A 14,399-nucleotide genomic window follows, 5' to 3' on the forward strand; every position below is an offset into this window, starting at 1 on the left:
AACCTACAAACAAGAATTGTAGCAAAAAGGTATACTAAATTCAATTTTACCTAATTCAAAATCTTTTTATCAGGCCGGCAAATTAAATCATAATGGCTGTAGTATGTTTTACTTCATTAATAACAAACATACTGTGGGTGCTACCAATATGATTAATAGATGTTAGTTTTTTAACCATAAACTCCCTAAAATCTTCCATATCCTGAACCATTACTTTTAATAAATAATCGTAATCTCCACTAATATGATAGCATTCAGAAATTTCTTCTAAATTGGCAACTTCACGCTCAAATTTCACAATGTTATTCTGTGTATGCTGAACAAGTTTAATATGACAAAAAGCAACAAAACTCCGATCCACCTTATTCTTATCCAACAAGGCCACATATTGCGCAATAACACCTTCGCGTTCTAACTTTCTAATCCGCTCGTAAACAGCTGTAACAGATAAATTTAACCTGTTAGATAACATTTTGTTGGTCTGCTTCGCATCTTCTTGAAGAAATTGTAATAACTTTAAATCTATGAGATCGAAATTCATAATAATTGAAAATTTTTCGTTTAAAAAACAATATTAACCAAATTAGACGTGATAAAAACTATTATTCATGTTTTTTATAGATTTATAATCTAAATATAAAGATATCTATTGATAGATAATCTAATATTAACGATTTTTACTGTATTATTAATTAATAAATTTTCACACTATGGCATTCAAACCAGCAAATAATATTCAAGATTTACAATATTTTGGTGAATTTGGAGGAGTAAACCCTTCTATTTCAGATTCATCAACCTACACTTTTTTATCGGCTAAAACCATGTTTGACACCTTTGAAGGTAATGCAGATGGCTGTTATTTGTATTCAAGACATTCTACGCCTTCAAACTTATATCTCGGCGAAGCTTTAGCAGCCATGGAAGGAACGGAGACTGCAAATGTTACCGCTTCAGGAATGGGAGCCATAACACCAGTCATAATGCAGCTTTGTGGCGCTGGCGATCATGTCGTTTCTAGTCGCACCATTTATGGAGGAACGTATGCCTTTTTAAAGAATTTTGCACCTAGACTTAACATAACAACGACTTTTGTAGATATTACAAAATTAGAAGTGGTTGAAGCTGCCATTACGAAAAACACAAAAATTTTATACTGCGAATCTGTTAGTAACCCGCTCTTGGAAGTTGCTGATATTTCAGGTTTAGCAAAGTTGGCTAAAAAGCACAATTTAAAATTGGTGGTAGATAATACGTTTTCGCCCTTATCTGTTTCACCTGTGCAATTGGGAGCTGATATCGTGATTCACAGTTTAACTAAATTCATAAATGGATCTAGTGATACGGTTGGTGGTGTAATTTGTGGTACACAAGAATTCATAAACGATTTACGAAGTGTCAACGATGGCGCCTGTATGTTATTAGGCTCTACTATGGACAGTTTAAGAGCCGCTTCTATATTAAAAAACCTACGCACATTGCACATTAGAATGCAGCAACATAGTTTAAATGCGACCTATTTAGCAGAAAAATTTGAAGCTGATGGATTAAAAACCGTGTATCCAGGTTTAGCTTCTCATCCAAGTCATGAATTATTTAAAAGCATGATGAATGAAAAATATGGATATGGTGGCATGCTAACTGCAGATGTTGGTTCTTTAGAAAAAGCAAATGCATTAATGGAATTAATGCAAGAGAAAAATTTAGGATATCTAGCTGTTAGTCTAGGGTTTTACAAAACCTTATTCTCGGCTCCAGGTAGTTCTACTTCATCGGAAATACCGGAAGATGAACAAAAAGAAATGGGCTTAAGTGATGGTTTAATTCGTTTTTCTATTGGATTAGATGCAGACATTGAGCGCACCTATAAAACTATGCGTTCTTGCATGGAGTCACTTGATATATTATAGTAAGTATAAATTACAAGTAAATTAAGGAGTTCGTTTAAGCGTGCTCCTTTTTTATTTTAAAAACAAGGTCATTCCTTTCACCATATTAGCTTAAGCGACAATTAGTATTTGCATACTTTATCTGAAAATCGTAACATTACAATCCTAACGAAACTAACAACCAATATGCAGGACGATAAAAACCTATCAGATATTGATATTGAAGACCAAACAATTATTGAGAATAAAGAATTAAGTATCTGGGAAGCGTTAATTCCTGTGGTTATTTTAATGCTAATGCTGGCTTACAACATCTTTCTTGCAGATGGTGAAGCTTTAGGAGAATATTCCAATCAGTTTATTTTATTATTAGGTGCGGCTGTGGCTGCCATCGTTGGATTTTTTAATAAAGTCCGCTTTCAAATCATGATGAAAGAGGTCTGGGAAAACTTGCGCAGCGTATTTGTACCCATAATGATTTTGTTTTTAGTTGGCGCTTTAGCCGGAACGTGGTTGGTAAGTGGTGTTATTCCGGCCATGGTATATTATGGTCTACAAGTTTTAAGTCCGTCAATATTTTTACCGGCTTCTGTTATTATTTGTGCGGTTATTTCCATTGCAACAGGTAGTTCTTGGACCACTTCTGCAACGGTAGGTATTGCCTTAATTGGAATTGGAAGCGCTTTAGGAATTCCTACAGGCATGATTGCTGGTGCCGCTATTTCTGGCGCATATTTTGGCGATAAAATGTCGCCATTGAGTGATACCACTAACCTAGCTCCTGCCATGGCTGGAACGGATTTATTTACACATATTAGGTATATGGCGTTAACAACTATTCCTACGATTATAATTACATTAATAGCCTTTTCGGTAATGAGTATGACTATTGATACCACAGGAACTGCCGATTTAAGTAGTCTTTTAATAAGTATTGAAAACACGTTTAATATTACACCAATGTTATTTATTGTACCATTAGTGGTAATAGCTTTAATTCTTTTAAAAACAAAGCCACTTATTGCTCTTGGTGTTGGTGTTATATTGGCAGCCGTTTTCGCTTTTATTTTCCAACCCGCTATTTTAGATAGTTTAGGAGATTCTAAATTAGGCGCCACGGTAAATGCCATATTAACAGACACGCAAATTGTAACCGATAACGAAAAACTAAACGACTTATTTGCTGCAGGCGGCATGAAAGGCATGATTTGGACCATTCTTCTAATTTGCTGCGCCATGTTTTTTGGTGGCATTATGGATGCTATAGGCGCTTTGGCAAGAATTACTAAAGTACTCTTGTCTTTTGCTACAACGGTTTTCGGATTATTTGCAAGTACCGTTATCAGTTGTTTAGGATTAAATACTATAGCCAGTGATCAATATTTAGCCATTGTTATTCCTGGTAAAATGTTTAAGCAAGCGTATAAAGATAAAGGATTAGCTCCTGAAAATTTGAGTAGAACCTTGGAAGATTCTGGAACGGTAACGTCCGTATTAATTCCTTGGAATACCTGTGGCGCGTATCAAAGTAGTGTTTTAGGTGTTTCTGTTGCTGATTATTTTGTGTATGCCATCTTCAATTGGTTAAGTCCTTTTATGACCTTAACTTACGCGGCATTAAATATTAAAATTAAACAACTAACGAGCAACACTAAATAAGCATAAACTATCACTTTCTAACTTTACCATAAATTTAAGCTATACTTCAATAAAGAATTAAGATTTCATTTCGACTGAAATACTATGACTTGTTCTTATATTTGTCATTAAGAAAATTAATAACAATTAAAATATAAAAACATGGCATTTGTAGGAAAAAAATTCCCAGATTTAAACGTTGACGCAATGAATGAAATGGGCGACACTTTTAAAGTGAACGTTCTTGAAGAAGCAGTAAACAACAAGAAAAAAGTAGTATTATTCTGGTATCCTAAAGATTTTACCTTTGTATGTCCAACGGAGTTACATGCATTCCAAGCAGCAATGAAGGAATTCGAAAAACGTAATACAATAGTTATTGGCGCATCATGTGATACTCCTGAAGTACATTTTGCTTGGTTAAGCACAGCAAAAGATAATGGTGGTATAGAAGGTGTAACCTATCCAATCCTTGCTGATAGTAATAGAAACTTATCTAGCGTTTTAGGAATTTTAGATATTACCAACGAAATTTTTGATGAAGAGACAGGAACTGTTCAAGTTGAAGGCGATAATGTAACGTATAGAGCTACCTATATTATTGATGAAGATGGTATTGTACAGCACGAAAGCATCAACAACATGCCATTAGGTAGAAATGTTGGTGAATATATTCGTTTGATAGACGCCTTAACACACGTTCAAGAAAAAGGTGAAGTTTGTCCAGCAAACTGGGAAGAAGGAAAAGACGCTATGCAAGCTAACGCGAAAGGAACTGCTGCATATTTAGCATCTCACTAATTTAGATTTTTCAACTTCACACGAAGAACTTCAATACAACCTATATTAAACATCTAATTAAGTCCTTCCAATACGGAAGGACTTAAATAGCTAAAACTTTTAAAACTATGGTACAGGAATTAGAACAAGATAATTTACAGGATATCATTAATAATAATGATACAGTAGTTGTACAGTATTCAGCTACTTGGTGTGGAAACTGCCGCATTATGAAGCCTAAATTCAAGAAATTAGCAACAGAGCATGAAGGTGTTACTTTTGTGATGGCTGATGCTGAAAAATTTCCTGAAAGTAGAAAATTAGCAACTGTTGATAATTTACCAACCTTTGCGACTTTTAAAAAAGGGGAATTTGTTGGTCAAGAACAAACCAATAAATTCGACGCTTTAAAAGAACTTGTTGATAACGTAATCTAGATTAGTATGAAACTACCTATTATAAAACATTTAACACAGTTTATTGAAGAGAATGACGAGGATTATGTTCTTGAAACTATTGAAACTTTAGAAGCCTTAACGGAAGTATCATCATTAAAAGATGAAGAGCTAGATGTTATTGGCGAACTAATTTCTAACATGTATGGTGCTATTGAAGTGAATAAAATGATGAAAGATGGCACACCACAAAAAGAAGCTTTAAATAGCTTTATGAAACGCGTGCTTGGTTCTATTGACAAGTAATTGACATATTAAATCAACACAAAAAGGCCACTAAAATATAATTTTAGTGGCCTTTTTTAATTCAAATAAAATTAGGGACTAATTATAGTCTTACGACTTTGGTAATAATACGGCATCAACGACATGAATAACACCATTAGATTGGTTAACATCGGCAATCGTTACCAAAGCAGAGTTTCCATTCTCATCCGTAACATACACAGCTTTTCCTTTCATCCAAGCTGTTAATGTTCCACCACTTAAGGTTGTAATTTGCGCTTTACCATTACCCTTTTTAATGGCTTTCATAATATCTGAAGCATTCCATTTTCCAGAAGCAACATGATATTTTAAAATGGTTTGTAACATCATTTTGTTTTCCATCTTCAGTAAATTATCTACGGTTCCTTTTGGTAACTTATCAAAGGCACTATTGGTTGGAGCAAAAACGGTAAACGGACCTTCACTTGATAAAGCATCAACTAAATCTGCAGCTTTAACGGCTGCAACTAGCGTGGTATGATCTTTAGAATTCACAGCATTCTCAATAATGTTTTTTGTAGGATACATTTCGGCGCCACCAACCATTTTAGTCTCCTGTTTCATCATGTTGCTTTGAGCACTCATATTTAAAGACATTACAAATGTTAATAGACATGTTGCTACTGTTACTAATTTCAAATTTTTCATATTGGTAATTTTAAGTTATTAATTTGTTTATACCCTACTAACGTAATTATCTAGGTTGCGGTTTTTATTTATTTTTCGTTTAACGCATTATTAACATACAATAGAATAAAAAAACCTTATATTTTAGTAATGTTTCAGAGGAAATATCCCTATTTTTATAACAACTAAAATTTTAAAAAATTATGGCAACAGTAACCTTACATGGCGATGCAATTCAAACATCTGGATCACTTCCAAAAACGAACAGTAAAGCACCAGATTTCGCATTAACTAACACCGATCTAGGAACTAACACATTAGCAGATTATAAAGGACAAAAATTAGTGTTAAATATATTTCCAAGCGTAGATACAGGTACGTGTGCAGCTTCAGTCAGACAATTTAACCAAGAGGCAAGCGAATTAGACAACACAAAAGTACTATGTATTTCTAGAGATTTACCATTTGCTTTAGCTCGTTTTTGCGCGGCGGAAGGATTGGACAATGTGGTATCGCTTTCAGATTTCAAAGATAGAAGCTTTGGAAAAAATTATGGCGTGGCTTTTACATCTGGACCATTGGAAACGTTACTTTCAAGATCAGTAGTAGTTATTGATGAAAAGGGACAAGTAGTTTATACAGAACAAGTTCAAGAAACGGTTGATGAACCAAACTATAAAGCAGCTTTGGAGGCTTTAATGGATGCCTAAAAAAGATTCATTTTTAATTAATAGATTAAAAAGCGTTACATATGCTTTTAAAGGCGCTTTTATATTAGTTTCCACAGAAGCTAGTATAAAAGTGCAACTTTGTATTGGTATTATCATGACAGTTGCGGGTTTTTATTTTGAAATCTCAACAACCGAATGGCTAATTCAAATAGGAACTATTGGTTTAATTATGGCTTTAGAGGGTATAAATACAGCCATCGAAGAAATAGCAAATTTTATACATCCAGAATATCATAAAAAAATAGGACTCATTAAAGATATAGCCGCAGGCGCTGTTTTTATTTTTGCTATAACGGCAATAATCATAGGATGTATCATATATATTCCAAAGATTTTTTAAATACATTTAGCTTTAGGATTAACGCGAACTATTTGTATTTTTGTGACCATCTGATGTCACATCAATTTGAACCTAAATTTTCAGAATTAATTACACAATAACCTTTTTCTGTTTTACGGAAAGTATATATGGCCAAAAAGAAAACAAAAGCAACAAAAGCGACGAAACCCAAGTTCAAAGCGCCTAGTTTTAAACTATCCAATCAACAAAAGTTGGTATTAGGCAGTTTTTTAATTCTTTCAGGTCTTTTACTTTTTATTGCTTTTGTGTCGTACTTTTTTACAGGGCAAAACGACCAGAGTACGCTTTCAGAATTTGGTAATAAAGCTATTGAATCTCAAAATTGGCTTAATAAAACAGGTGCTTGGGTTAGTGATTTTTTTATCCATCGTGGCTTTGGTGTGGCTTCATTTATTTTTGCAGGTCTTATTTTCCTATCAGGTGTTTTCGTTCTTACCAATGGCAACCGCTCTAAACTTCGCAAACATTGGTTTTGGGGCACTTTAATTGTTGTTTGGCTTTCTATAATTTTTGGGTTTTTCGCTGAAAAATGGAGCTCTTTAGGAGGAACAGTCGGTTTTGAAATAAATACCTATTTGCAAATCTATTTAGGAAAAATTGGAACCATACTTCTACTCGTTTTTGGTTTAATATTCTATTTAGCCATTCGGTTTAGATTGACTTTTGATAACATTAAAAACGCTTTTAAATCCGTTAAAAAGGACATTAACGCCAATATAAAGGATAGTCAGACAGCTGATGATCCATTGGTTCCTTTGGATAACGATTTGTCAGCGGAAGCGGAAGATATTAAATCTGCTTTCGATTTAACTGTAGAAAAAAACGAATCAGAGGCACCAATTACACCGCCAATAAAGAAACCAGAACCTAAACCTGTAGCAAAAGACGATACGGAAGAGCCTGAAATGCAGATTGAAGTTGAAACGGTTGAAGAAGAACTTTCGGAAACTGATAATTTAGCGAATAAATTGGTTGAAGATTTTGGCCAATTTGATCCGACTTTGGAGTTGAGTAATTACCAATTCCCATCATTAGACTTACTGAAAAAATACGATTCTGAAGGTATAACTATTAACCAAGAAGAATTAGAAGAAAATAAAAACCGCATTGTAGATACGCTAAATAACTATAAAATTGGTATTTCCAATATTAAAGCAACCATTGGACCAACAGTAACCTTGTATGAAATAATACCAGAAGCTGGAGTCCGAATTTCTAAAATTAAAAACCTAGAAGATGATATTGCTTTATCGCTTTCCGCTTTAGGAATTAGAATTATTGCGCCAATTCCAGGAAAAGGAACTATTGGTATTGAAGTTCCAAATAAAAATTCTACTATCGTTTCTATGCGTTCGGTTATTGCCTCGCAGAAATTTCAGAAATCGGAAATGCAATTGCCAATTGCTTTAGGTAAAACGATTAGTAATGAAACTTTTGTGGTAGATTTAGCCAAGATGCCTCACCTGCTAATGGCTGGTGCAACAGGACAAGGTAAATCGGTTGGATTAAATGCGGTATTAACATCACTACTGTACAAGAAGCATCCTGCGGAAGTAAAATTTGTATTGGTAGACCCGAAGAAGGTTGAATTGACGCTTTTCAATAAAATTGAACGTCATTATTTAGCCAAACTACCAGATAGTGAAGAAGCCATAATTACAGATAATACCAAAGTAATTAATACACTTAACTCATTGTGTATTGAAATGGACAACCGTTATGAATTATTAAAAAATGCGTTGTGTAGAAACATTGCCGAATATAATGCGAAATTTAAAGCGCGAAAATTAAATCCAAATGATGGCCATCAATTTTTACCCTATATCGTTTTGGTGGTGGATGAGTTTGCCGATTTAATCATGACAGCTGGTAAAGAAGTAGAAACCCCTATAGCACGATTGGCACAATTGGCACGAGCCATTGGAATACATTTAATTGTAGCCACCCAAAGACCTTCTGTAAACGTTATAACAGGTATTATTAAAGCAAATTTCCCAGCGAGGATCGCATTTAGAGTAACCAGTAAAATAGATTCTCGTACTATTTTAGACGGTTCTGGAGCTGATCAATTAATTGGACGTGGTGATATGCTTTTTACACAAGGAAACGAAATGATCCGTATTCAATGTGCCTTTGTTGATACACCGGAAGTGGAAAAAATTACCGATTTTATCGGTTCTCAAAAAGCATATCCAGAAGCTTACTTACTGCCAGAGTACGTTGGTGAGGAAAGTGGCACAAGTCTTGATGTAGACATAAGCGATCGGGATGTTTTGTTTAAAGATGCGGCAGAAATTATTGTCACAGCCCAACAAGGTTCCGCATCATTATTACAACGAAAATTAAAACTAGGATATAATCGTGCTGGTCGTTTAATAGATCAGTTGGAAGCAGCAGGAATTGTTGGTGGATTTGAAGGTAGTAAAGCCAGACAGGTTTTGGTACCAGATTTAGCAGCATTAAATATGCTTTTAGAAAACGAAACATCTTAAAAATTAAATAACAAAAAAAGCGTAAAAATTAATAGCGCATAAATTTATTCGTAATGAAAAAACTATTAGTATTAGTATTAATCATGGTCACGTCTGTAACTTTTGCACAAGATAATGAGGCCAAAATTCTATTAAACAAGGTTTCTAAAAAAGTAAAAAGTTATGATAATATATCCATTGACTTTAAATATGCCTTAAGCAATGATGTAGAAAACTTAAAACAAGAAACACGTGGTGATGTGGTTATTGCGGGCGATAAATACCGTTTAAATATACTAGGAATGACCCGCATCTACGATGGCAAAACACTTTATAGTATTAGCCCTGATGATGAAGAGGTAACCATTTCATCAAATAACACCGAAGATGAAAATAGTATTACCCCAAGTAAAATGTTGTCTTTTTACGAAACCGGATACTCTTACAAAATGGATATTCTTCAAAATGTACAAGGTCGGAAAATTCAATATGTAAAATTAACACCTAGTGATTCTGGTTCCGAAATTAAAAATATTCTTTTAGGTATAGATGCTCAAACCTATCACATTTACAATTTAATTGAAACAGGTAAAAATGGTACAAAAACTACTTTAACTGTTAATTCTTTTAAAACAAACGAGCCCTTATCAAAAACCTTATTTACCTTTGATGCTAACAAATATAAAGACCATTATATTAATAAGTTAGATTAGACGGGTTAACACTTTGCATTTCAAGGATTTAAATTTCATAATAAACCTTTAATAATCAGCCGTTTTTAATTTCAAATTGGATAAATGAAGGAAAATATAACCGTGTGAAAATACTAGACCGTTACATACTTACTACGTATTTAAAAACCTTTTTCAGCGTGTTTATCATACTCATGCTAATTTTTGTATTACAAACCATTTGGCTTTATATAAAAGAATTAGCTGGTAAGGATTTGGACATGGTTGTCATTTTAAAATTTCTATTTTACTTTACACCCAAACTTATCCCACTAGTATTACCACTAACTATTCTTCTATCTTCGATTATGGTTTTCGGTAGTTTTGCTGAAAACTATGAATTTGCCGCCATGAAATCCACTGGAATTTCGTTACAGCGCGCCATGACTGGCTTAAGTATTTTTATAGTAGGATTGGGCATTACCACCTTTTTATTTGCTAACAACGTTATACCTTGGGCTGAATTTAATTCACATAATCTTCGGAAAAACATTGCCACCTTAAAACCTGCTATGGTAATTGCCGAAGGTCAGTTTAATGATGTCATGGATTACAACATTAAAGTTGAAAAAAAATCAGGTGAAAATGGCAGGTATTTGAAAGGTGTGGTCATGCACAAGAAAAGCCAAAGAAATAATGCCAACAACACGATAATAGTTGCTAAAAATGGTGAACTTATAGGTGAAGAAGATTCTGATGTGTTACAATTTATTCTCTTTGATGGATATTTTTATGATGATACGCCATCCAAAAATCGTGCTGAAAGAAGTCGGCATCCCATGGTAATGAGTCATTTTGAAAAATATATTATTAATATCGATTTATCTCAATTAAATAGTAATGATTTAGACGAGAAAAATGTATCAGACAAGTACAATATGCTGAACATTGCGGATTTAAATTATACCATAGATTCATTAGGAACTGCTTTAAACAATGATCATGAAGATTTTGCTATTAGTTTATACAACCGCTCCAACTTACCTGTATTAAACTTTGGAATTAACGCTACTAAACCTGTAGACTCATCTTTTAACGGTAATATTTTAGAGTTATTTCCAGATAATAGAAAAATAGAAATGCTAGATCAGGCATTGAATTCGTTAAAAAGCACCAAACAAATTGTAAATATTAAAACTAAATATTTTAAAGAGCGTAATGTTGAAATCAACAAACATTTTATTGCTCTTCATGAAAAATTAGCTTTAGGTTTTGCCTGTATTATCCTGTTTTTTGTAGGAGCGCCTTTAGGTGCTTTAATTAGAAAAGGTGGTATTGGATTGCCAATGATTATTGCTATCTTATTATTTTTAACTTATCACTTTATAGGAATTTTCGCAAAAAACAGCGCTAAAGATGGTAGTTTAAATCCAATTCTAGCTGCTTGGTTCTCTACGCTTGTTATGTTGCCTCTTGGCTACTATTTAACCAAACGCGCAACAGCAGATCGTGGTTTATTTGAATTTGATCATATTATTGAACCCATTAAGAAGCTATTAAAAATTCCAAACAAATCAGAAGAAAGTATAACAACACAAAAACCTCGAATTTCTTTAAGTTCTGAAGGCGACTTACAAGCTAAAGCGCGTTTAACTGATTATAGTATGCATGCTAAATTTAGTTTTGTTTTTTATTGCATTGCTATTGTACTATTTGTGCTTTATTTCGTGTTTCAAAATAATAAACTAGAAGAAATTGCGGCTATAATAATTCAAATAAGCGCTATTTCAGGTGTAATTTATACACTTTACTTTATCGTATCATATGTAAATATTTCAGGCTTATCAAAACGGATTGAAACATTCCACGTTTCTAAAAATCCAATTTTTATCATACTTGGTTTTATTATGTACCCCATTAGACATTTTTTACTGAAGAATAAAATAAATAAAGTCTTTTCACTTAATTCAAAATAAGCAATACCTTTGCTTTTAATACAAAATGGTTATGTCCATGACTCAAACTCAAAATACCAAAACCTTTCAATTAGATGCCATTGAAGATGCCATAAACGATATCCGAAATGGAAAAGTTATTATTGTTGTTGATGATGAGAATCGGGAAAATGAAGGTGATTTTCTAGCAGCTGCAGAAATGGCAACACCTGAAATGATTAACTTCATGGCCACACATGGTCGGGGCTTAATTTGTACACCATTAACCGAAAATCGTTGTAGGGCTTTAGAGCTTGATATGATGGTTCGTAATAATACGGATCCTATGGAAACAGCGTTTACTATTTCAGTAGATTTAAGAGGAAACGGTGTTACTACGGGTATTTCAGCTGCCGATCGTGCTAAAACTGTTCAAGCTTTGGTAGATGATAATATGAAACCTTTTGAATTGGCTAGGCCTGGTCATATATTTCCTTTAGTTGCAAAAGAAGGAGGTGTATTAAGGCGAACCGGACATACGGAAGCTGCTATAGATTTTGCACGACTTGCTGGATTAAAACCAGCAGGTGTTATAGTGGAAATTATGAATGAAGATGGTACTATGGCTCGTTTACCAGAGTTAATGAAAGTGGCCAAAAAATTCGATTTAAAAATTGTTTCTATAGAAGATTTAGTGGCTTACCGCATGCAGCACGATTCTTTAATTGAAAAGGTGGAAGATTTTAATCTAGAAACCCGTTTTGGAAATTTTAGATTGCGTGCCTATAACCAAACAACCAACAATCAAATTCACATTGCGCTTACTAAAGGGTCTTGGTCTACGAGTGAACCTGTATTAACACGTGTGAATGCAACGCTTGTTAATCATGATATTTTAGGAACGTTAACCAACAATGCCGATCAGAAGTTGGACGACATGTTTCAAGTAATTAACCAAGCCGAAAAAGGTGCTGTTATCTTTATTAATCAGCAATCGCAAACCATGAATTTATTAAAACGTCTGAACGTTCTAAAAGAAGCACAAGTTCCTGGTGAGGTAATAAAAGCACCGCGTCTTGATATGGATGCGAAGGATTTTGGAATTGGTGCTCAAATTTTACATGATTTAAATATTCATAAATTAAAACTCATTTCTAATAGTGAGCAAACCAAACGTGTTGGGATGATTGGTTACGGATTGGAAATTGTTGAGTATGTTAATTATTAGTTTTCCGTATAGGTTACTTTTACAGAATGAATTGCCAAATTACTTCCATCCCAATTAGATGAAGGTCTTACTCTAATATAATGTTGTCTATCTGTAGCAATATTAAAAGGATTAGAACTTACCTCTATCATACCAGTTGTTGAACTTCCAAATGTTGAAACTGTAACTGGTATAGTTGCAGATGTATTCGTTCTATAGTAGGCTATTACATCTCCTATCAGATTTACACCACCAGCGTTATTGGTATCTCTAAAATAGAATGTAACCGAGGTCACTGTAGAACCTATAGGAATTACCAATGGTGCTAGTATAGCTTGTGTACCAGTCGGTTTATAAGCATATCCACCACCAATCCCAAAATTTACTAAACTATTATTACTTGTGAATGTTGTGGCGGGAACAACAATTGTTTTAGCAGTAGGTGCTAAAGTTGCTATACTATTATCCACGTAGGTTTTAACTGCCTGTTCTGTTGGTAAGGCATTATTACTATTACTGGCTAATGTGCCATCTGACGAAAACGCGTTCACTCTGGTGCCATTTTCTAAAGCCAATCCTGAATTAGAAAGTGTCATTTTACTTTCAAAACCTGTGGTAGTAATTAAATCAGAATCTAATTCAAATCGTAATACATCACTTCTATTCTCAATTTTATAGAAAGAATAACTACCTGATTCCAACCCATTTCTAAATTCAATTTTTGATGTATTATTTATAGTCGGAACTACCAATTTAATTCCTGCGTTATTGACATCACTTATTTCTAATAATTCGGTTGGTGTATCGGTACCGATTCCCACATTTTTTGATAATACATGCACATTATCTATTTCGGTTTCCCAAGATTTATCGCCAGACGAAAGTGCATATGGAACGGCATTAAATTCGGTTATCCCCATATCCACCAAGCCATCGCCAATATTTACGAATACTTGCAGAAAATGCGTATCGCTAGCCCAATCAATGGTGTTAAAATCAGGACTGCCACCAACTAGTATACCTTCGCCAATATTTACAATAATAATACCATTAGCATCCGTTGTTGGCGTATGTAATTCTGAATATACATTGGTTTGTGCAACACCTTGTAAAATGTTAAATTGTACAGGTACCACATCATTAGCAATAACGTTACCGTTATCATCTTTAATGATAGCTTTGTAATTTATACTCTGCTGTGCATAGATTGTTGAAAATAATGCTATAAAGCACAGTGAAAATAATACGATTGTTTTTATAGACCGCTTCATAATTGTTCGATTTTTAATGATTATAACTTTTTGATTTAGCTTACTTTAATAATATATTCTAACTAACACCTATTTGTACTAGGTTGTGAATACTTGA

The 14,399-nt window shown here is 33.7% G+C and carries 14 protein-coding genes; 11 read left to right on the forward strand and 3 right to left on the reverse strand.

The features are described 5' to 3' along the window. Window positions 1-82 precede the first annotated feature (82 nt). On the reverse strand, window positions 83-541 hold the full coding sequence (locus tag GMA17_RS05595; protein WP_248400038.1) for an Lrp/AsnC family transcriptional regulator: 459 nt from the start codon (window positions 539-541) through the stop codon (window positions 83-85). A 169-nt stretch (window positions 542-710) separates the two neighbouring features. On the opposite strand from GMA17_RS05595, the gene GMA17_RS05600 reads away from it, so the two are divergent. From GMA17_RS05600 to GMA17_RS05620, 5 genes are all read left to right on the forward strand, one after another. Continuing rightward, window positions 711-1,910, forward strand: a complete 1,200-nt coding sequence (locus GMA17_RS05600) for an aminotransferase class I/II-fold pyridoxal phosphate-dependent enzyme (protein WP_248400040.1) — start codon at window positions 711-713, stop codon at window positions 1,908-1,910. A gap of 165 nt (window positions 1,911-2,075) precedes the next feature. Continuing rightward, window positions 2,076-3,548, forward strand: a complete 1,473-nt coding sequence (nhaC, locus tag GMA17_RS05605; RefSeq protein WP_248400042.1) for a Na+/H+ antiporter NhaC — start codon at window positions 2,076-2,078, stop codon at window positions 3,546-3,548. Between the two features lie 141 nt (window positions 3,549-3,689). Further along, window positions 3,690-4,328 (forward strand): peroxiredoxin, encoded by a 639-nt coding sequence (locus GMA17_RS05610; RefSeq protein WP_248400043.1) that lies wholly within the window; start codon window positions 3,690-3,692, stop codon window positions 4,326-4,328. 107 nt (window positions 4,329-4,435) lie between these two features. Beyond that, window positions 4,436-4,744, forward strand: a complete 309-nt coding sequence (locus GMA17_RS05615; RefSeq protein WP_248400045.1) for a co-chaperone YbbN — start codon at window positions 4,436-4,438, stop codon at window positions 4,742-4,744. Window positions 4,745-4,750: 6 nt separating this feature from the next. Beyond that, complete coding sequence (locus GMA17_RS05620) at window positions 4,751-5,008, forward strand: hypothetical protein (protein ID WP_066249974.1); 258 nt, start codon at window positions 4,751-4,753, stop codon at window positions 5,006-5,008. A 90-nt stretch (window positions 5,009-5,098) separates the two neighbouring features. Here the strand turns inward: GMA17_RS05620 and GMA17_RS05625 are convergent, their stop codons facing one another. Further along, entirely contained in the window at window positions 5,099-5,677 is a 579-nt protein-coding gene (locus GMA17_RS05625) for a fasciclin domain-containing protein (RefSeq protein WP_371922417.1), read from the reverse strand. Between the two features lie 182 nt (window positions 5,678-5,859). On the opposite strand from GMA17_RS05625, the gene tpx reads away from it, so the two are divergent. The 6 genes from tpx (at window position 5,860) to ribB (ending at window position 13,052) form a co-directional block, all read left to right on the forward strand. Continuing rightward, on the forward strand, window positions 5,860-6,366 hold the full coding sequence (tpx, locus tag GMA17_RS05630) for a thiol peroxidase (RefSeq protein ID WP_248400047.1): 507 nt from the start codon (window positions 5,860-5,862) through the stop codon (window positions 6,364-6,366). Continuing rightward, on the forward strand, window positions 6,359-6,727 hold the full coding sequence (locus GMA17_RS05635) for a diacylglycerol kinase family protein (RefSeq protein ID WP_248400049.1): 369 nt from the start codon (window positions 6,359-6,361) through the stop codon (window positions 6,725-6,727). The genes tpx and GMA17_RS05635 overlap by 8 nt, the downstream gene beginning before the upstream one ends. Window positions 6,728-6,855: 128 nt before the next feature. Next, the gene (locus GMA17_RS05640) at window positions 6,856-9,240 is read left to right on the forward strand and encodes a DNA translocase FtsK (protein ID WP_248400051.1); all 2,385 of its coding nucleotides are present in this window, start codon (window positions 6,856-6,858) and stop codon (window positions 9,238-9,240) included. Between the two features lie 53 nt (window positions 9,241-9,293). Beyond that, window positions 9,294-9,932, forward strand: a complete 639-nt coding sequence (locus tag GMA17_RS05645) for an outer membrane lipoprotein carrier protein LolA (RefSeq protein ID WP_248400053.1) — start codon at window positions 9,294-9,296, stop codon at window positions 9,930-9,932. Between the two features lie 104 nt (window positions 9,933-10,036). After that, window positions 10,037-11,866 carry an LptF/LptG family permease gene (locus GMA17_RS05650; protein WP_371922418.1) on the forward strand — a complete coding sequence of 610 codons (1,830 nt, stop codon included), beginning with the start codon at window positions 10,037-10,039 and terminating at the stop codon, window positions 11,864-11,866. Between the two features lie 31 nt (window positions 11,867-11,897). Further along, window positions 11,898-13,052 (forward strand): 3,4-dihydroxy-2-butanone-4-phosphate synthase, encoded by a 1,155-nt coding sequence (gene ribB, locus GMA17_RS05655; RefSeq protein WP_248400055.1) that lies wholly within the window; start codon window positions 11,898-11,900, stop codon window positions 13,050-13,052. Here ribB and GMA17_RS05660 read toward each other — a convergent pair. Then, entirely contained in the window at window positions 13,049-14,302 is a 1,254-nt protein-coding gene (locus GMA17_RS05660; RefSeq protein ID WP_248400057.1) for a hypothetical protein, read from the reverse strand. The two genes, ribB and GMA17_RS05660, sit on opposite strands and share 4 nt — an antisense overlap. Window positions 14,303-14,399 lie beyond the last annotated feature (97 nt).

This window comes from Bizionia sp. M204, from assembly GCF_023205095.1.
In the GTDB taxonomy this organism is placed as follows: Bacteria; Bacteroidota; Bacteroidia; order Flavobacteriales; family Flavobacteriaceae; genus Algorimicrobium; species Algorimicrobium hallyeonense.